This is a genomic window from Bacillus sp. JH7 (genome assembly GCF_001563515.1).
Classification (GTDB): domain Bacteria; phylum Bacillota; class Bacilli; order Bacillales; family Bacillaceae_G; genus Bacillus_A; species Bacillus_A cereus.
Genome location: NZ_LPUS01000001.1, coordinates 3,292,345 through 3,310,558, shown reverse-complemented (window position 1 = coordinate 3,310,558; position 18,214 = coordinate 3,292,345). Strand labels below are relative to the sequence as shown.

Genomic DNA, 18,214 nt, shown 5'->3' with positions numbered 1-18,214 from the left:
TCTTATTTTTCTTTATTTGCTTTTTTAGACGGTCTTTGTCTAATGAATTGAGATAACATGTACAAAATATATAGTGGAATGGCAATAAATAAGAAAACAGAAAAATTTCCAAATCCTGTTTGATACATTGTAATAATGATTCCAACTAAAAATAGTGTAATAATGATGCTATATCGTGGAATTGGTACATCTTTTAAACTTGGGATACGAATGCGGCTCACCATTAAAAATGCGAACGTTACAAATACGGTAATAAGAACGATTTTTGGAATGGTATGTGAAAATAATGTTAAGAAAGCAACAAGCCCTCCCGCTGCTGTAATCGGTACTCCAGTGAAATATTTCATTGAAGTAGAAGATGGTGTTACATTAAATCGTGCTAAACGATATGCTCCGAAAAGAGGGAATAATCCCGCTATGTATAATCCGATGATTCCGTAGTTTGAGAAAGATGTGTAATACATTAAAACAGCTGGTGCTGCACCAAATGTTACGACATCTGCAAGCGAGTCGAGCTCTTTTCCCATTTGTGAATCAACACGTAATAAACGAGCAACACGACCATCAAGACTATCTAACATCATCCCGATAAGTACTAAAATAGCAGCTGATTTATAATATCCTAAAGATGCATAGCCGATTGATAAAAATCCGCTATATAAATTTCCGAGCGTAAATAAGTTTGGAATAGCTGCTCTATACAAAATCTGATCCCTTGCTTTCTGTAATAAATTCTTAATTAGTGTATGAAAGTTTACTTATTTTATCATACCATAAATTTATTCCTCATACGAAAGAAATTACCAATTTGTGAAAGATTTCATAGAAGGATGGTTTGAAAATTAAGTGAAAATAAAAAGAGGAAGCAACTTGTATAAAGTTGCTTCCTTTACTATTCAAATTTCGTTGTCATCGTTCCAGTTTTATATCGATTATTAGGATCGAAGCGTAATAAATCTCCATAAATTAATTTATCGGAGAGTTTTAATTCTGTTTTTGCTTTTTCAATATACGGCTGACATAGCGTCATGTCAGCTTCTTCACCCGTACTTCTTTTGTAGCACATATTTTTTGTATAAACATACTCTTCAGAAACAAAGCTACCATCACGCATTACCATAAGCGGGTCTTTTTCTTTAATAAATAAGTCAGTTCCAAATTCAACGGATTTATTTGTTTTAATACCAAGTAAATGAAGGAGCGTTGGCTTAATATCAATTTGACCGGATACTTTAGAAACAACTTTTCCTTCTTGGCCAGGCACATGAATAATAAGAGGGACTCGTTGTAATTGCATAGAATCGAATGGTGTAATAGTATCTTTTCCTAGGAACTGTGCCATAGCTGCGTTATGGTTTTCGGAAATACCGTAATGATCACCATAGATGACAATAACGGAATTATCATACAATCCTTCTTCTTTTAATTGTTTAATAAATAATTTAAGAGCTTCATCTGTGTAACGAACAGTTGGGAAGTAGCGGTTTACAACACCACTTTCCGAGTTGAATTCATCAACATATTGATCTTCCGGATTTAGAAGAAATGGAAAATGATTTGTTAATGTAATAAATTTTGTATAGAACGGTTGCGGTAAAGATTTTAACTTTGGAATAGATTGTTCAAAGAACTCTTTATCTTTTAATCCCCAACCGACAGACATTTGCTCCGTTCCTGCGTAATCATTTAAATTAAAGTAACGATCATATCCAAGCGCAGGATACATTACATCCCGATTCCAAAACGCTTTATCATTTGAATGGAAGACGGCAGAAGAATATCCGTATTTCTTTAATTGTTCTGGTGTCGCTGTGTATTCATTTGTCGCATGAGTAAAGAATACAGAACCACGATCTAGCGGATAAAGTGAGTTTTCAACGATAAATTCAGCATCAGAAGTTTTACCTTGTCCAGTTTGATGATAGAAGTTATCGAAATAGAAACTATCCTTAATAAATTCATTTAAAAATGGTGTAATTTCTTTTCCATTTATTTTTTTATTAATAACAAAGCTTTGTGTAGATTCCATTGAAATTAAAATTACATTTTTACCTTTTGCAGCTCCAAATAAGTTTTTATCAACTTGTTTGTCTTTTGAGTCTGTATAGTTTTTAATTTCAGAAAACCCATCCCCACTTGCAAATACACGCTCAGCTGAAGACTTGGATTGAAGCGTAATATCAAATAGATGATATGTGTATAAACCTAAATTCTTCACGACAGTTTGACGGTCAAATGAGCGTGAGAACATTTGTGGTTTATAAATAACTGATACAACAATTTGTAGTGCTAATAAAGCTGTTACACCGCTAAAGAAAGTTCGCTTCTCTGAGCGGGAAAGTGGTGTTTTATCGCCAAATGATGGGAATTTACGCGAAATAAACATTAAAATAATTGCATCTGCAAATAAAAGTAATGTTTTGTACGTAAAGAGTTCTTTTATACTTGTCCCTAAATCAGCCATATTGTTTGTTTGGAATAAAACCGGGAAAGTAACGAAATCGTTATAGAACCCATAAAACATTGCGTTTCCAAATAAAATAAATGACAGTATAAAACTGATTCCAATTATAATTCGGTTTCGGTGCTTAGATGCAAGTAAAGCTAAGCCGAAAAATAAAAGTAACGCAGCTAGTGGATTGATAAAAAGCATGAATTCTTCAAAGAAATTATCAATTTTAATATCAAATGCTAGCTTGTACACAATATATGTTTTAATCCATAGTAAAACGACTGCAACGAGTGCAAATCGCAGTTTTGGAAACAGATGTTGTAGCATAATATACTCCTCTCCTAAAAAGCATGACAGTTCTTGAGAGTCAGTTTGCTTAACGACTCATTTTATATATACGAACAGTCCTTTGTTATTATGATTATTATACTATGAGTATCATTATACGAAAATAAAAGAAGGTTGTGGGCTTTTTTATAATAATCGAGTAGAAAAAGAGTGATGGGAGACAATAAAACAGAATTTCTATGTATGATAATTATCGTACGCAGAAAGAATCGCGTGATAATACGGAGGTTATAATGCGAAAATTATTATATTTTATAGCATGCAGTAGTGTTATACTTTTTACTTCACCGAGTGTGTCAGTAGCCCAATATGATGCACCTCTTATGGAAGATGCACTTTATTCTGTTTTATTTCCAAAAATAAATAAAGCAATTGAAAAACAATATGGAAGTTTGAAACCTTATCAATGTCCTAAAATTATTAGTTTAAAAAAAGTGTATAGCGGTACATATTTATTTCAAGCAAGTATTGAAGTGACAAAGTATGAACGTGTTGCTGGGAAAATTGCTCCACCATTTGAGAAGGTAACGATTACATTTAATAACGAAGAAGGCGAATGGGAAGTGACAAAGATTTCAGTAAAGCGCTTACCAAACGATACAAAACTAAACTGTAAAAAAACAATATAAAAAATTGTTTGACAAATAAAATGGTCCTTTGGTATTGTTAATAGCAACAATTAGATGTTTGAAAATTAAATAGACTTACCTCATCTACTCTCAAAGGTAGAGGCCGCGATAGGAAAGAGTAAGCTATGGGAGATTTAATGGAATCTGTGATCATAGGTTGAAAGGGACTATTGCCGAAATATAAGAATAACCATCTTATTCATATATTGGGACTGCATTGAATAAATGTAGTACTGTCATAAGATTTATTTTATGGAGAGCTATTTGGAGATGTTGATGCGGTTTCTTATTTTGAGGAGATAACAACTCGTTTATTTTTTCAATATATATTTTTCCTAATAAGAAACGCGTGTGAACATTGTTCCGCGCGTTTTTTGTCTATCTAAAAGCGTGCTGCAATGAATAGAAGATTGGGGTTATGAGTTTTAGAGGAAATAAGGGAGGAATTTAAATGTATTTACACGGCACAAGCCGAATTAATGGGCAAGGACACTTAGAAATTGGAGGGTGCGATACGACGCAGCTAGCAAAGCAATACGGAACACCACTTTATGTATACGATGAAGAGTCTATTCGAGGAAAATGCCGAGCATTTCATCGTGCTTTTAAAGAAAGTGGTTTCTCTTATCAAGTAGCATATGCAAGCAAGGCGTTCTTGTGCATGGAGATGTGCCGAGTAGCTCGTGAAGAGAATATGTCATTAGACGTTGTCTCTGGGGGAGAATTATATACTGCGCTCCAAGCAGGATTTCCGGCATCACGTATTCATTTTCATGGAAATAATAAAACAGAAGAAGAAATAGTGATGGCTCTTCAGGCGAATATCGGTTGTTTTGTCGTAGATAACTTCTTTGAATTAGAAGTTTTACACGATTTAGCGATGCAACATGGGAAATTTGTGAACATATTAATTCGTGTAACGCCTGGAGTAGAGGCGCACACACATGAATATATTACGACAGGTCAAGATGATTCGAAATTTGGATTTGGCGTTTCAAACGGTCAAGCAATGCAGGCAATTGGATTTGCTTTACAAAAATCAAATTATAATGTGCTAGGGATCCATTCACATATTGGATCGCAAATATTTGAAACAGCTGGTTTTGTTCGAGCGATTGAAGTTCTTCGCCAATTTTTAGTAGAAGTGAGAGAGCAAACAAACTATGTAGTAAAAGTGTTAAATGTAGGCGGAGGATTTGGAATACGTTACACAGAGTCAGATACACCATTAACTCTTGAGACATATGTGCGAGCTGTAACAAGTGCAGTGAGAGAACAATTTACTGTATGTGAATATCCATTTCCAGAAATATGGGTTGAACCAGGCCGTAGCATTGTAGGTGATGCTGGGACAACACTTTATACAGTTGGATCTGTGAAAGATATTCCTGGTATTCGGAAATATGTATCAGTCGATGGTGGAATGACAGATAATTTAAGACCAGCTTTATATAGCGCGCGTTATGAAGCGATGTTAGCGAATCGAGGGAATGATGAGAATGAGGAACTCGTTTCGATTGCCGGGAAATGCTGTGAGAGTGGAGACATGTTGATTTGGGATATTCATTTACCGAAAGTCGTTGCTTCTGATTTACTAGCAGTTTCCTGTACAGGAGCATACGGGTACTCGATGGCGAATAATTACAATCGGATTCGAAGACCAGCCGTTGTCTTTGCAAAAGGCGGAACATCGCAAGTAGTTGTGGAACGCGAAACATATGAAAATATTATTGGGAACGATCGCATACGTATTAAAGAACTTGTCTAAATAGGAAAAGGAGTTGTTCGTATGGGCAATTCCTTTTTTATAAAATAAAATAATTAAAATATATCGGAAAACTAGGATTGAAAAAAATCAGAATTGTGATAAAATACAAATACAAAGCTTATCAAGAGAAGCGGAGGGAACTGGCCCGAAGAAGCTCGGCAACCTGCTTATAGAAAGCAAGGTGCTAAATCCAGCAAAATGGGATCCATTTTGAAAGATAAGGTAAAATATATTACCGAACAGTCTTTTCGAAATGGGAAAGATTTTTTTTATGAATAAAAAGGGGGGGCTGTTCGCGTGAGTGTACGGGAACATTTTGATGAAGTATCCGAGAAGATTGAAGCGATGCTTGCTGATATGAAATATGGTTCAATTACAATTGTTGTGCAAGATGGAAAAGTAATTCAGTTAGAGAAAAGTGAAAAAGTACGTTTAAAGTGAAAAGCGCTGACTAGAAAAACTAGAGGCGGTTTTAACCTATTTTCATTAGGTTAAAACCGTCTTTTTGCTTTTACAGGGGGAAAAAACATGTTGACGTATGAAACGTGGGAAGAAAATGTTGTTTCATTCTCGGAAGAAGACGAAACAAAAGGCGCGCTATCAGTATTAAAGTGGGCTTATGGAGAGTATAAAGATGAAATTGTCTACGCATGTAGCTTTGGGGTGGAAGGTATGGTATTGCTGCACCTTATAAACCAAGTAAATCCATATGCTAAAGTCGTATTTTTGGATACAAATGTTCATTTTCAAGAAACGTATGAATTAATTCGGAAAGTGCGGGAAAGATTTCCTTCATTGAATATTATAGAAAAACAGCCAGAACTTACACTTGATGAACAGGCGAAGTTGCATGGTGAAAAACTGTGGGAGAGCAATCCGAATCTTTGTTGTAAGATTAGAAAAATTTTACCTTTAGAAAAATCATTAGTCGTGGAAAAAGCATGGATATCAGGCTTAAGAAGGGAACAATCAGAAACACGTAAGCATACAAAGTTTATAAATCAAGATCATCGTTTTCAATCTATTAAAGTTTGTCCACTCATTCATTGGACGTGGAAAGAAGTTTGGCGATATGTATACAAACATAGCTTGCCGTATAACCCGTTGCATGATATTGGTTATCCAAGTATTGGGTGTGAGAAATGTACGTTACCTGTTGGGAATGGTGGCGATTCAAGAGATGGTAGATGGGCTGGAAAAGTGAAAACTGAATGTGGTCTTCATTACCAATAAGATGAATCTTGAAATAAAGCTAAGAGAGGATATAGAAAAATGAGCATAGTAAACGAATTAGTAAACCGTATAGATGAGGCATATGACGTATCACAAATTGAAAAAGAAATTAAGTTAGACAATATTGCGTTAAGTGATTTAGAACTATTGGCGACAGGTGGATATAGCCCCCTTACTGGTTTTTTAGGGAAGGAAGATTATGATTCAGTTGTAGAAACGCTTCGTTTAGCAAATGGTAGTGTGTGGAGTATACCAATTACATTACCTGTAACAGAAAAAGTCGCAGAAAGCCTGAAAGTTGGAGAGGAAGTAAAGCTTGTCAACAATGGAAATATATATGGTGTCATTCAAATAGAAGATATTTTTGTACCAGATAAAGAAAAAGAAGCGTTACTTGTATATAAAACAACGGATGAGGCTCATCCAGGAGTGGAAAAATTATATGAACGACCAAACGTTTACGTTGGAGGAACTATTATTCTAACAAAACGCTTTGAAAATAATCAATTTCCTTCTTATCATTTAGACCCAATTGAAACGAGGGAAGAATTTAAAAAACGTGGGTGGAAAACAGTGGTCGGGTTTCAAACGAGAAACCCGGTACATCGTGCCCATGAGTATATCCAAAAGTCTGCTCTTGAAATTGTAGATGGTCTCTTTTTAAATCCGCTCGTTGGAGAAACGAAATCGGATGATATTCCTGCTGATGTAAGAATGGAAAGCTATGAAGTACTCCTTCAAAACTATTATCCGAAAAATCGTGTCTTTTTAAGTGTATTTCCTGCTGCCATGCGTTACGCAGGACCAAGGGAAGCGATATTTCATGCGTTAGTAAGAAAGAATTTTGGATGTACCCACTTTATAGTAGGGCGTGATCATGCTGGAGTAGGAGATTATTACGGAACATACGAAGCGCAAGAAATTTTTACGAACTTTACAGTGGAAGAGTTAGGAATTACACCACTATTCTTTGAACATAGTTTTTACTGCACGAAATGTGAAGCGATGGCTTCAACGAAAACATGTCCGCACGGAAAAGAAGATCATGTTATTTTATCGGGTACGAAAGTAAGAGAATTATTAAGAAACGGTGAGATTCCGCCAAGTACATTTAGTCGTAAAGAAGTAGTGGAAGTGCTAATTAAAGGCTTGAAAAAAGAAGTAGTAACAGAATAGGGAGAGAACGAGATGGATACGAATATTACTTGGCATACAGCTTCGGTTTCAAAAGATGAGAGAAGAGTGAAGAATGGACATCATAGTTTTGTAATTTGGTTTACTGGTTTATCAGCTTCGGGTAAATCTACAGTAGCGAATGCGGTCGCTCGTAAACTGTTTGAAAAGAATATTGGAAATTATGTGCTGGATGGGGATAACATTCGCCACGGTTTAAATAAAGACTTAGGATTTTCTGAAAGTGATCGCATGGAAAATATAAGACGTATTGGCGAAGTGGCAAAGTTATTTGTAGATCAAGGAGCAGTTGTCCTTACAGCATTTATTTCACCATTTCGAGTAGACCGCAAACAAGTACGAGATTTATTAGCGGCAGATGAATTTATTGAAATTTTTGTGAAGTGTCCGATTGAAGAGTGTGAGAAACGTGATCCGAAAGGACTTTATAAAAAGGCAAGGAAAGGTGACATTAAGGATTTCACAGGTATTGATTCGCCTTATGAAGAGCCAGAGCAAGCGGAATTAATTGTAGAAACGCACAAATATTCTATTGAAGAATGTGCAGAACAAATCGTGAAGTACTTACAAGAGCGTAGTTTTATATAGGGGGATAAACAATGAGTTATGAAAAAGTATGGGCTAACAATGAAAAATTAAATCAGACCGAGAAAAATAAATTAGAAAAAGATGGCTTAGAAATTTTTAATGATATTCCTTACTATGCGGAAAATGGTTTCGAATCTATTCCTAAAGAAGAGTGGGATGCCTTTAAATGGGCAGGATTGTATTTACAACGTCCAAAAGAAGCTGGTTATTTTATGATGCGGGTAAATATTCCGTCAGGGATTATTACAAATGCACAGGCAGAAGTACTTGCTTCTATCGCTGAAGATTATGGACGTGATGTAATAGATATTACGACGAGACAGGCGATTCAGTTTCACTGGTTAGAAATTCAGCAAATTCCAGATATTTTTAAAAGATTAGCAAGAGTTGGATTGTCTTCAGCTGGAGCGTGTGGTGATATAACGCGGAATATTACAGGTAATCCGCTTGCTGGCATTGATGCAAATGAATTATTTGATACAACGCATATTGTAAAAGAAGTATACGATTACTTCCAGCATAATGAAGAGTTTTCTAATTTACCACGTAAATTTAAAATGTCTATTAGTTCTAATATTTATAACTCAGCAAACGCAGAGATTAACTGTGTTGCATTTACACCTGCTACGAAAGAAATAGATGGTGAGAAAAAAGTTGGTTTTCATATAAAAGTAGGTGGAGGATTATCAGCCCGTCCGTATTTAGCTGATGAATTAGATGTATTCGTTTTACCAGAAGAAGTGAAGGCGGTGGCGATTGCGATTGCTACTATATTCCGTGATTTTGGATATCGTGAAAAACGTCATTTAGCTCGGTTGAAATTTCTTGTTGCGGACTGGGGAGCAGAGAAATTTAAAGAGAAACTAATAGAGTATACAGGGCCTTTACAAAGTAAAGGGGAAAGTGCACTCAAAGGATGGAATGCAGGCTATTTTTATGGTGTTCAAGACCAAAAACAAGAGGGATTAAAATATGTAGGTTTTAATGTACCGGTAGGTCGTTTACATGCAGAAGAAATGTTTGAGATTGCAAGAATCGCAAAGCAATATGGAAATGGACAAATTCGTACATGTAACTCGCAAAACTTCATTATTCCGAACGTTCCTCCGGAAAATGTAAAAGGATTACTTAGTGAACCGCTGTTTGAAGCGATATCTGCTAGCCCGAAATCATTTATTGGTCATGCGGTTTCATGTACCGGTATTGAATATTGTAATCTTGCACTAGTAGAAACGAAAGAAAGATTACGGAAAATTGCAGAATACTTAGATACACAAATTGCACTCGATGTTCCAGTTCGAATTCATATGGTAGGCTGCCCGAATTCATGTGGTCAACGTCAAATTGCTGACATTGGGTTACAAGGTGTGAAAATGAAAACGAAGGAAAAAGGCATTGTTGAAGCGTTTGAAATATACGTAGGTGGAACATTATTAGATGGCGGTGCCTACAATCAAAAGTTAAAAGGAAAAATAGATGGCGAGGATCTACCTGATGTACTTGCATCATTTATAAGTTATTTCAAAGAGAATAAATTACCAGCCGAGACATTTTATGATTTTGTAGGTCGTGTTGGTGTAGATACATTACAAATAGCGTTAAATAACGTGTTAGAAGAAGTCATAGCGTCTTAGGAGGGACGATATGGATTTATATCGATTTGAAGCTGTTTTAGTAAATAGTATTGTTCCGATTGTTGTTGTTGCTCAAAGTGAAGAACAGGCATTTAAGCTTGCGGAGATTGAGCTTGAAAAGCATTTTTTACCGTTGCCAGAGGTAAAAGAGATTTCTTTGTTTGAAAAAAAGAAGATTCGAAAAGGTGCGGCATTTGTTATCCATGAGTAGAGATCAGTAATACGAAAAAATAAAAACTTCCATTCTTATATACGAATGGAAGTTTCATTTTAATAGAAGAAATGAGGAGAGATGATGGGAAAGGTTTATATTGTTGGAGCGGGTCCTGGCGATCCAGATTTAATTACTGTTAAAGGGTTGAAATGTATTGAGAAGGCAGATGTTATTTTATACGACCGACTTGTGAATAAAGAGCTGCTTTCACACGCAAAGCCTGACGCGGATTTAATTTATTGCGGAAAACTCCCGAATTATCACACGATGAAGCAAGAGACAATTAACACGTTTCTTATTAAGTATGCGAAAAAAGGAAAAGTTGTAACGAGGCTTAAGGGCGGCGATCCATTTGTGTTTGGTAGAGGGGGAGAAGAAGCTGAAGCATTAGCAAAGCAAGGTGTACCATTTGAAATCATTCCTGGTATTTCAGCTGGAATAGCTGCTCCTGCTTATGCGGGCATTCCAGTGACGCACCGTGATGCAAGTGCAAGTTTTGCTATTGTGACTGGGCATAGGAAAGAAGGTGCTGAAGAAGAAGTGAAATGGGAGAGTTTAGCGAAAGGTGTAGAGACTTTAGCGGTATATATGGGGGTTAGTAATTTGCCCTACATATGTGAGCAACTTATGAAGCATGGAAAAGATAAAAGTACGCCAGCTGCTATTATTGAGCAGGGGACGACGTCTATGCAACGCACAGTTGTTGGAACGTTAGGGACAATTGTAGATGTTGCGAAAAAAGAGCAAATTCAAAATCCGAGTATGATTGTAATTGGAGAGGTTGTCCGTTTTAGAGAAAAAATTCATTGGTTTGAGAAGCAGACAGAAAATGCTTATCAAGTAAGTGGAGTGTTGTAAAATGAAAGCCGTCTTATATATATGTCATGGAAGTCGTTTGAAGACAGCGAAAGAAGAGGCGATTCAATTTATTACATCGTGTATGAGCCGTATAGAAGCGACTATTCAAGAAGTTTGTTTTTTAGAGTTAGCGAATCCTTCTATTGAAGATGGTTTTCGTACATGTGTGAAGCGTGGGGCCACTGAGATTATTGCTATCCCTGTTTTTTTATTAGCGGCAGGGCATGTAAAAAAAGATATCCCTTTTGAATTAGAAAAATTAACCAATCAATTTTCGGATGTTAAAGTGACCTATGGTAATCCGTTTGGTGTATCAGAAACACTTGTTAAATCGGTGTATAGCGGAAGTGGCATCGAACAGGAAGATAAAAATGAAGTGACGTTACTTCTTGTTGCAAGAGGGAGCAGTGATCCTGAAGTATTAAGAGATATAAACTGGATTGCTTCTTTATTTCAAACAAAAGAGAAGGTTAAAAAAGTAGAAGTTTGTTATTTAGCGGCTGCAGAGCCAAAATTTGAGGAGAAATTAAAGGAAGTTGTAGAACAAAAAGAAAAGAACATCGTTGTACTGCCTTACTTGTTATTTACAGGTTTACTTATGAAACATATTGAGAAAGAAGTGCGCCAATATGAATTGGGAGAGATAAAAATCAGTCCATATTTAGGGAAGAATGAAGCGTTTCAAGATATGTTAATTCAGAAAACGACGGAGTTATTGAAAGGAGATCAGTATGTATCCACTTACAGTGCGAGTTAATGAGAAACGCGTTGTTGTTATTGGTGGGGGAAAAGTTGCAGGATTTAAAATTATTCCTTTACTCAAACAGGGTGCGGATATAGTTGTGATAAGTCCAGAATTAGATGCGAATTTAGTAAAACTTGTGGAAGAAAAGAAAATTCGTTGGTATCAAAGAGAATATGAGAAAAGTGATATTAAAAGTGCTTTTTTAGTTGTTGCAGCGAGTAGTGATTCAATATTAAATGAACAAGTTGCTGAAGATGCCGCCGAGAATCAATTAGTAAATGTTATTACAAATCCGGAAAGTGGTAATGTTCATTTTCCGGCAGCGATTCATCGTGGTTTACTTAATATAGCAGTTTCTACTGGGGGAGCGAGCCCTAAGCTCGCAAAAAAAATTCGAGATGAGATTGCAAATAAATATGATGAGACATATGAATCGTATTTAGATTTTTTATATGAAGTAAGGGTGAAGTTAAAAGATTTACAGTTAGAAAAGAGAGAGCGAAATATATTGCTCCAAGAAGTGTTGAAATCAGTATATGTGCAAAACGAGGGGAAAAGAGAAAGTTTTTTACGAGAATTAGAGGAAAAGGTTTTAAAATAATAAAAGATAAAGTGAGCTTTACAAATATAAAAATATAATTTATAATCACAAGTAACTTCAATAGATAAAATCGATGAGCAAGAAGAGTACGTATATTTGATGCGTTCAGAGAGCTGGGGTTAGGTGGGAGCCCGGTACGATAAAATATACAGAATGGGCTTGCGAGAGGTATGTTGAACATTGTAGTAGGCAACCCGGGTTCCGCCGTTAAAAGGATAGAGTATCGGAATTATTCCTGTACTTGAACAAGTGGGATTTATCAATCCAATTGAGGTGGTACCACGGTATTTATATTACATATATCGTCCTCTACATGCATATTTGCGTGTAGGGGACTTTTTTATTTTCTAAAGGAGGTGTGCGAGTATGAAATGAAAGTGTATAATTAACAAAAGTTTAAATATTCAGAAAAGGAGAATTTATGATGAAAGAAACACAGCAATGGACGTCGAAAATAGGCTTTGTACTCGCAGCAGCCGGAGCCGCAGTAGGTCTTGGTGCGATATGGAAATTTCCATATGTTGCAGGTAATGGCGGGGGAGGCGCATTCTTCCTTGTATTTTTACTATTAACTTTATTTATAGGTATGCCTCTTCTAATAGCGGAGTTTGTTATTGGACGTAGCACGCAAAAAGAGGCGGTTACAGCTTATAAAGTACTAGTGCCAAATAGCAAATTATATCCTTGGATTGGTCGTATGGGAGTTGTTACTTGTTTTAGTGTACTATCTTTTTATAGTGTTGTAGGTGGATGGATTTTACTTTATTTATATTATAGTGTGACAGGAAGTTTCTGGAATGGAGCAGCTGATTATGGACAATTGTTCGGTGAAACGATTTCAAATCCATTAAGCGCGATTGGAGCACAATTTATCTTTATGCTTTGTACGATTTTTGTTGTAAGTAAAGGTGTAGAGAAAGGTATAGAAAAGGCAAGTAAGTACATGATGCCGCTATTATTTATTTTATTTATTGCGATTATTGTTCGTGCGCTAACACTCGATGGTGCTTTTGCTGGAGTAGAGTTCTTCTTAAAGCCAGATTTTTCAAAGCTTACAGCAGATACGATTTTATATGCGATGGGACAATCTTTCTTCTCGCTAACTGTAGGTGCCTCGGTAATGGTAACGTATAGTTCGTATTTAAAGAAAGAGGAACATTTAGCGAAATCAGCAACATCTATTGTAAGTTTAACGGTTTTTGTTACAGTACTTGCAGGATTAGCAATTTTCCCAGCGATTTTTGCGTTGGGAGTTAAACCGACTGAAGGACCAGGACTACTGTTTATCGTCCTTCCAGCAGTATTTGCAAAAATACCATTTGGTCAATTTTTCTTTATTATGTTTTTAATTTTATTCTTCTTTGCGACTTTAACATCAGCAATTTCAATGCTTGAAATTGTAGTAGCATCTGTTGCGAAAGGTAATGAGAAGAAGCGTCCATCAGCATCATTATTAATCGGTATTCTTATTTTTGCAGTCGGTATTCCATCGGCGTTATCATTTGGGATTATGAGTGACGTGAAAATATTTGGGAAAACATTCTTTGATTTAGTCGACTTTTCGGTCAGTAACGTATTGCTGCCGTTAGGAGTACTAGCTATTTCATTATTTGTACCAAATAAAATGAGTAAAGAGTTATTGATGAAAGAATTAGAAGTGACGGAAACGAAGGGGAAAACGTTATTTAACATTTGGTTCTTCTTACTTCGTTATGTTATTCCGGTAACTGTAATAATTGTATTTTTAAATGCGATAGGTGTATTTAAAATGTTTGCATAAAAAAAGGCGGGGATCTCCCGTCTTTTTTTATGTGGATGTTGATGAGTGTAATAAACGATTATATGCTTTATAGGCTGTAGTGACTGCAAGGAATGAACCGATTAAAAATAATACTGAGCCGCCAAATGTAAATATCCGGCCAATATACGTCTCTCTAGCTTCTTCTATTTTTTGTTGTAATTGCGTATTCATATTGATCACCCCGTAAACTATAGGCATTTAGTTATAGTCTATGTAGAATGCCTATATTGTGTGAAGTGTAAATAAAAAACCTCGGTAGGCACCGAGGTTTTTTATAATCCGATATAAGGAGATGGGTCAACTGCGTTTGTCTTGCCGACATTCCATTCTCCAAGATGAAGTTCGAAGTGTAAATGTTGTCCGTATGATTGGCCCGTGTTCCCCATAAATCCAAGCTGATCGCCTTGTTTTACAGTTTGTCCATTCGATACAGAACGGCTATTCATATGAGCATATACTGTCGTATATGTTTTTCCGTTTATACGGTGAGATAAATACACTACGTTTCCGTAACTAGATGATAATTCTGAACGAATAACAACGCCATCTGCAGCGGCGATAATTGGAACCGTTCCTGAAGCAGCGATGTCAATTCCTTTATGGTTATCTAAAGAACGTACACCAAATCCGGAAGTTTTTGATCCAGCTGCTGGTTTGATAAAGCCACCGATATTTGTATCATGTGGTGTTGGGGCCGCTTGAGTTGCTTGAGCAGATTTAGTAGCTTGTTGTTTGCGAGCCTCTTCTGCCTGGCGAGCTTCTTCCGCTTTACGAGCTTCTTCGGCACGTTTTTCTTCTTCAATTGCTTTTTGAACAGCTTGACGTTGATTTTCTAAAATGCCTTTGGATTCTTCTAATCCTTCAATCTCTGAATCTACTTTTGCTACTTTCGTATGTAGATCGTTAATAAGAGTTTGTTGCTGTTGTTGGTTATTTTGTAATTCTTGCTGTTTTTGTTCTAGTTTTTGCTCAGATTCTTTCAGTTGTTGTTCTTTTTTCTCAACAGCCTCTTTTTCTGACGTTACAGCATTTTGATCAGATGTTTGTTTTTTTACAATATCTGTATCGTTGTTTAATATTAAACTTACGGAGTACATATTATCAACAAGATCAGCAATGTTTGTAGAGTTTGTTAATACTTCTGTAATGATATTGGTACGCGGTTTTTCTTGCATAGATTGTAACCGTTGTTTAATAACTTCCTGACGTGTATCTATGTTTGTTTGTAATTGTTCTATATGTTTCTTTTTGTCAGTAATTACTTGTTGTGTTTTGCTAATTTCTTTTTTTGTATCATTTAATTCAGTCTCGTTTTTATTAATAGAAGTAGTTAATTCATCGATTTTCTTCTGTAATTCTTGAATTTCTTTTTCTATTTGTTCTTTCTCGACTGATTTATTTTGTAAGTCACTTTGTTTGCCTTCTAATTCAGATTGAATGTTAGATAATTTATCTTGATTCGTTTCAGCGTATGCAGGTGAAAGTAACGGGGAAGCAAAAATCGTTCCTGCTGCTAAAACACTAAACGCTGCAAATTTCTTTTTCATTGTTGTCTGACTCCTTTCCCTATGAATGTTATATATCATAAGAAGAGGGGTGTCTATCGTTGTAATCATAATGTAAAGAAAATTTTATAAAATTGCTAAGTTTTGTCGGAATTTATCATTTTTCAACTGTAATTGTCATAGTGCTTACATTTTATTCATATGTGTAACAAAGGTATATTTTGGGATTTTTCTGTAAAATAAAGAAGGAAAGTAATCGTTTTTATGAGGTGAAATATTACTTGGAAAGCTAATAAAACACTAGTGAGGAATCGTTCTCATGTGAGGTTTTCTGACATGTGTCTGCTTTTTGTCAAGAAAATTATTTGTGTTCAGGCAAAGTTATTTTGTTGTCAGATTTAAATTTTTGATTTATGATTTTTAACAGGGACAAAATGTAGTGAATTGTCGAATAATATGTAATACTCTTAATTTCTTAGTTTTATAGAGATAGAATGAGAGATAGAGTGACACATCGAAGAGGGGGTTACAACAAATATGAAAAGAATAGGACTTGCATGGCAAATATTAATAGGACTTGCGCTTGGTATTGCGGTTGGGGCGATTTTCTTTGATAATCCAGCTGTTGTGAAGTACTTACAACCAATTGGTGATATTTTCATCCGATTAATTAAAATGATCGTTGTACCGATTGTTGTAGCAAGTATTGTTGTTGGGGTTGCTGGTGTTGGCGATGTTAAAAAACTAGGTCGACTAGGCGGAAAAACAATTCTTTACTTTGAAATTATTACAACAATTGCAATTATTGTTGGTCTATTAATAGCGAATATTTTCCAACCAGGAAAAGGCGTAAATATGGAGCAGTTAACAAAGACAGATATTTCGAAATATACACATACGACAGAGCAAGTACAAAGTCATTCATTTGCAGATACATTTGTAAATATTGTTCCAACGAACATTATGAAGTCGTTAGCTGACGGAGATATGCTTGCTATTATCTTCTTCTCTGTACTATTTGGTTTAGGTGTAGCAGCAATTGGTGAAAGAGGAAGACCAGTTCTTCAATTTTTCCAAGGTGTAGCTGACGCAATGTTTTACGTAACAAACCAAGTTATGAAATTTGCACCATTTGGTGTGTTTGCACTAATTGGTGTTACAGTTTCTACATTTGGTCTTGCTTCATTAATTCCATTAGGGAAATTACTAATTGTCGTATATGGGGCAATGATCTTCTTCGTCGTAGTTGTCTTAGGACTTACAGCGAAAATATTTGGAATCAACATTTTCCAATTCTTTAAGATTTTAAAAGACGAGCTGATCTTAGCGTATTCTACAGCAAGCTCAGAAACAGTTTTACCAAAAATCATGGAGAAAATGGAGAAATTCGGTTGTCCGAAAGCAATTACATCTTTCGTTATTCCGACAGGTTATTCATTTAACTTAGATGGATCAACTTTATATCAAGCAATTGCGGCTATTTTCTTAGCGCAAATGTACGGTATTGATTTATCTATTACACAACAAATTACATTATTGCTTGTATTAATGGTTACATCAAAAGGTATCGCAGGTGTACCGGGCGTATCATTCGTTGTATTATTAGCGACACTTGGTACAGTAGGTATTCCACCTGAAGGCTTAGCGTTCATTGCTGGTATTGACCGTATTTTAGATATGGCTCGTACAGCAGTTAACGTTGTAGGAAACTCTTTAGCAGCTGTAGTTATGTCTAAGTGGGAAGGTCAATATGACGCTGAAAAAGGACAAGCTTATTTAAAAGAGATTTCTGAAAAGGGTCAAGCGGCTTAATTATAATATGAACAAGCTCTCACATAATATGTGGGAGCTTTTCTGTATATAGAAGAGGAGCAGACATAATGAAACGTAAATATGGTGACGGTTCTTCGTGGAAGAGACTAATAGAAAAGAGTTATACGGTTAAGCAAGTGGAAGAGGGAATGCTCGGAATACTGGATATAAAAAAGGTGAGAGAGCCTAGTTGTAAAGAATATGATGGTGAAGAACTTTGTATTGCAGCGGATCAGTATACGTGGATTCAATATTTCATAGACGGGAAAAACTTTGCGATTACCGCTATGTTAGATGATCAGAAAAAATTAGTGCAATATTATATCGATGTGGCGAAAGAATATAAAATAGACGATCGTGGTTTACCTTATTTTGATGATTTATATTTAGATGTAGTATTATTACCTAGCGGTAAGGTGTATGTATTAGATGAAGAGGAGCTAGAGGATGCTTATAAAAGTGGCGATGTCACGAAGGAAGAGTATGAGTTAGCTTGGTACACTACGAAATGGATATTAGCAACAATAAAAAATAGTGAATTTTATTGGATTTCAATATTAAAAGAAGAAATAGAAAAGTTAAAATGATTGTTGTATTCAAATTTTTGTATAATTACCAAAAAAATCTATACAAAAAATAATTGACTTTTGTTTTGTAAGCGAGTAAAGTTAGGGAAGAAATTATTATTAAAAAATAAATATGAAACCTTCTTATAAAGAGAGGCGGAGGGACTGGCCCTACGATGCCTCGGCAGCGGACTCGATTTCAGAGTGCTGTGCCAAATCCAGCAAGCGTGTGCTTGAAAGATGAGAAGAGCGTTTCTTATAGATGT

Annotated in this window: 18 protein-coding genes, 3 riboswitches and 1 other annotated feature; of the genes, 14 read left to right on the top strand and 4 right to left on the bottom strand. The window is 35.7% G+C overall.

The window, feature by feature from the left end:
- Positions 1 to 2: 2 nt before the first annotated feature.
- Together pssA and AU379_RS16590 are read right to left on the bottom strand one after the other, a co-directional pair.
- Positions 3 to 704 (bottom strand): CDP-diacylglycerol--serine O-phosphatidyltransferase, encoded by a 702-nt coding sequence (gene pssA, locus AU379_RS16595; protein WP_000285417.1) that lies wholly within the window; start codon positions 702 to 704, stop codon positions 3 to 5.
- A 188-nt stretch (positions 705 to 892) separates the two neighbouring features.
- Complete coding sequence (locus tag AU379_RS16590) at positions 893 to 2,779, bottom strand: LTA synthase family protein (RefSeq protein ID WP_061139497.1); 1,887 nt, start codon at positions 2,777 to 2,779, stop codon at positions 893 to 895.
- Between the two features lie 254 nt (positions 2,780 to 3,033).
- On the opposite strand from AU379_RS16590, the gene AU379_RS16585 reads away from it, so the two are divergent.
- The 12 genes from AU379_RS16585 to AU379_RS16530 all read left to right on the top strand — a co-directional run bounded on the left by AU379_RS16585 (position 3,034) and on the right by AU379_RS16530 (position 14,044).
- Positions 3,034 to 3,429, top strand: coding sequence for a DUF3888 domain-containing protein (locus AU379_RS16585; protein WP_001228823.1), 396 nt, complete (start codon positions 3,034 to 3,036; stop codon positions 3,427 to 3,429).
- Positions 3,430 to 3,518: 89 nt separating this feature from the next.
- A riboswitch (Lysine riboswitch) is annotated at positions 3,519 to 3,700 on the top strand.
- 180 nt (positions 3,701 to 3,880) lie between these two features.
- A complete protein-coding gene (gene lysA / locus AU379_RS16580) occupies positions 3,881 to 5,197 on the top strand; it encodes a diaminopimelate decarboxylase (RefSeq protein WP_061139496.1) in 1,317 nt (438 codons plus the stop codon).
- A 115-nt stretch (positions 5,198 to 5,312) separates the two neighbouring features.
- Positions 5,313 to 5,421: riboswitch (SAM riboswitch) on the top strand.
- Positions 5,422 to 5,494: 73 nt separating this feature from the next.
- Positions 5,495 to 5,638, top strand: coding sequence for a YezD family protein (locus AU379_RS16575; protein WP_000116158.1), 144 nt, complete (start codon positions 5,495 to 5,497; stop codon positions 5,636 to 5,638).
- Between the two features lie 87 nt (positions 5,639 to 5,725).
- Positions 5,726 to 6,430 carry a phosphoadenylyl-sulfate reductase gene (locus tag AU379_RS16570; protein ID WP_061139495.1) on the top strand — a complete coding sequence of 235 codons (705 nt, stop codon included), beginning with the start codon at positions 5,726 to 5,728 and terminating at the stop codon, positions 6,428 to 6,430.
- A 39-nt stretch (positions 6,431 to 6,469) separates the two neighbouring features.
- The gene (gene sat, locus AU379_RS16565; RefSeq protein WP_044584250.1) at positions 6,470 to 7,606 is read left to right on the top strand and encodes a sulfate adenylyltransferase; all 1,137 of its coding nucleotides are present in this window, start codon (positions 6,470 to 6,472) and stop codon (positions 7,604 to 7,606) included.
- A gap of 12 nt (positions 7,607 to 7,618) precedes the next feature.
- Complete coding sequence (gene cysC / locus AU379_RS16560) at positions 7,619 to 8,212, top strand: adenylyl-sulfate kinase (RefSeq protein WP_000380499.1); 594 nt, start codon at positions 7,619 to 7,621, stop codon at positions 8,210 to 8,212.
- A gap of 11 nt (positions 8,213 to 8,223) precedes the next feature.
- The gene (locus AU379_RS16555; RefSeq protein ID WP_000119611.1) at positions 8,224 to 9,846 is read left to right on the top strand and encodes a ferredoxin--nitrite reductase; all 1,623 of its coding nucleotides are present in this window, start codon (positions 8,224 to 8,226) and stop codon (positions 9,844 to 9,846) included.
- A gap of 10 nt (positions 9,847 to 9,856) precedes the next feature.
- Complete coding sequence (locus AU379_RS16550) at positions 9,857 to 10,057, top strand: DUF3906 family protein (RefSeq protein ID WP_000366913.1); 201 nt, start codon at positions 9,857 to 9,859, stop codon at positions 10,055 to 10,057.
- An 84-nt stretch (positions 10,058 to 10,141) separates the two neighbouring features.
- Positions 10,142 to 10,918, top strand: coding sequence for a uroporphyrinogen-III C-methyltransferase (cobA, locus tag AU379_RS16545; RefSeq protein WP_000521255.1), 777 nt, complete (start codon positions 10,142 to 10,144; stop codon positions 10,916 to 10,918).
- 1 nt (position 10,919) lies between these two features.
- Entirely contained in the window at positions 10,920 to 11,675 is a 756-nt protein-coding gene (locus tag AU379_RS16540) for a sirohydrochlorin chelatase (RefSeq protein WP_000648885.1), read from the top strand.
- A complete protein-coding gene (locus AU379_RS16535; protein ID WP_000283363.1) occupies positions 11,650 to 12,264 on the top strand; it encodes an NAD(P)-binding protein in 615 nt (204 codons plus the stop codon). Before AU379_RS16540 ends, AU379_RS16535 begins: the two co-directional genes overlap by 26 nt.
- 64 nt (positions 12,265 to 12,328) lie before the next feature.
- Positions 12,329 to 12,577, top strand: a binding site (T-box leader).
- Between the two features lie 111 nt (positions 12,578 to 12,688).
- Positions 12,689 to 14,044: a sodium-dependent transporter gene (locus tag AU379_RS16530; protein ID WP_000665430.1), complete on the top strand. Its 1,356-nt coding sequence runs from the start codon at positions 12,689 to 12,691 to the stop codon at positions 14,042 to 14,044.
- A 27-nt stretch (positions 14,045 to 14,071) separates the two neighbouring features.
- Here AU379_RS16530 and AU379_RS30610 read toward each other — a convergent pair whose 3' ends face one another.
- Together AU379_RS30610 and AU379_RS16525 are read right to left on the bottom strand one after the other, a co-directional pair.
- Complete coding sequence (locus AU379_RS30610) at positions 14,072 to 14,236, bottom strand: hypothetical protein (protein WP_001096002.1); 165 nt, start codon at positions 14,234 to 14,236, stop codon at positions 14,072 to 14,074.
- 101 nt (positions 14,237 to 14,337) lie between these two features.
- Positions 14,338 to 15,612 carry a M23 family metallopeptidase gene (locus AU379_RS16525; protein ID WP_000726071.1) on the bottom strand — a complete coding sequence of 425 codons (1,275 nt, stop codon included), beginning with the start codon at positions 15,610 to 15,612 and terminating at the stop codon, positions 14,338 to 14,340.
- A 495-nt stretch (positions 15,613 to 16,107) separates the two neighbouring features.
- On the opposite strand from AU379_RS16525, the gene gltP reads away from it, so the two are divergent.
- Entirely contained in the window at positions 16,108 to 17,382 is a 1,275-nt protein-coding gene (gltP, locus tag AU379_RS16520) for a glutamate/aspartate:proton symporter GltP (protein WP_000821130.1), read from the top strand.
- 68 nt (positions 17,383 to 17,450) lie between these two features.
- Positions 17,451 to 17,969: a DUF402 domain-containing protein gene (locus AU379_RS16515; RefSeq protein ID WP_000824662.1), complete on the top strand. Its 519-nt coding sequence runs from the start codon at positions 17,451 to 17,453 to the stop codon at positions 17,967 to 17,969.
- Between the two features lie 120 nt (positions 17,970 to 18,089).
- Positions 18,090 to 18,195, top strand: a riboswitch (SAM riboswitch).
- Positions 18,196 to 18,214 lie beyond the last annotated feature (19 nt).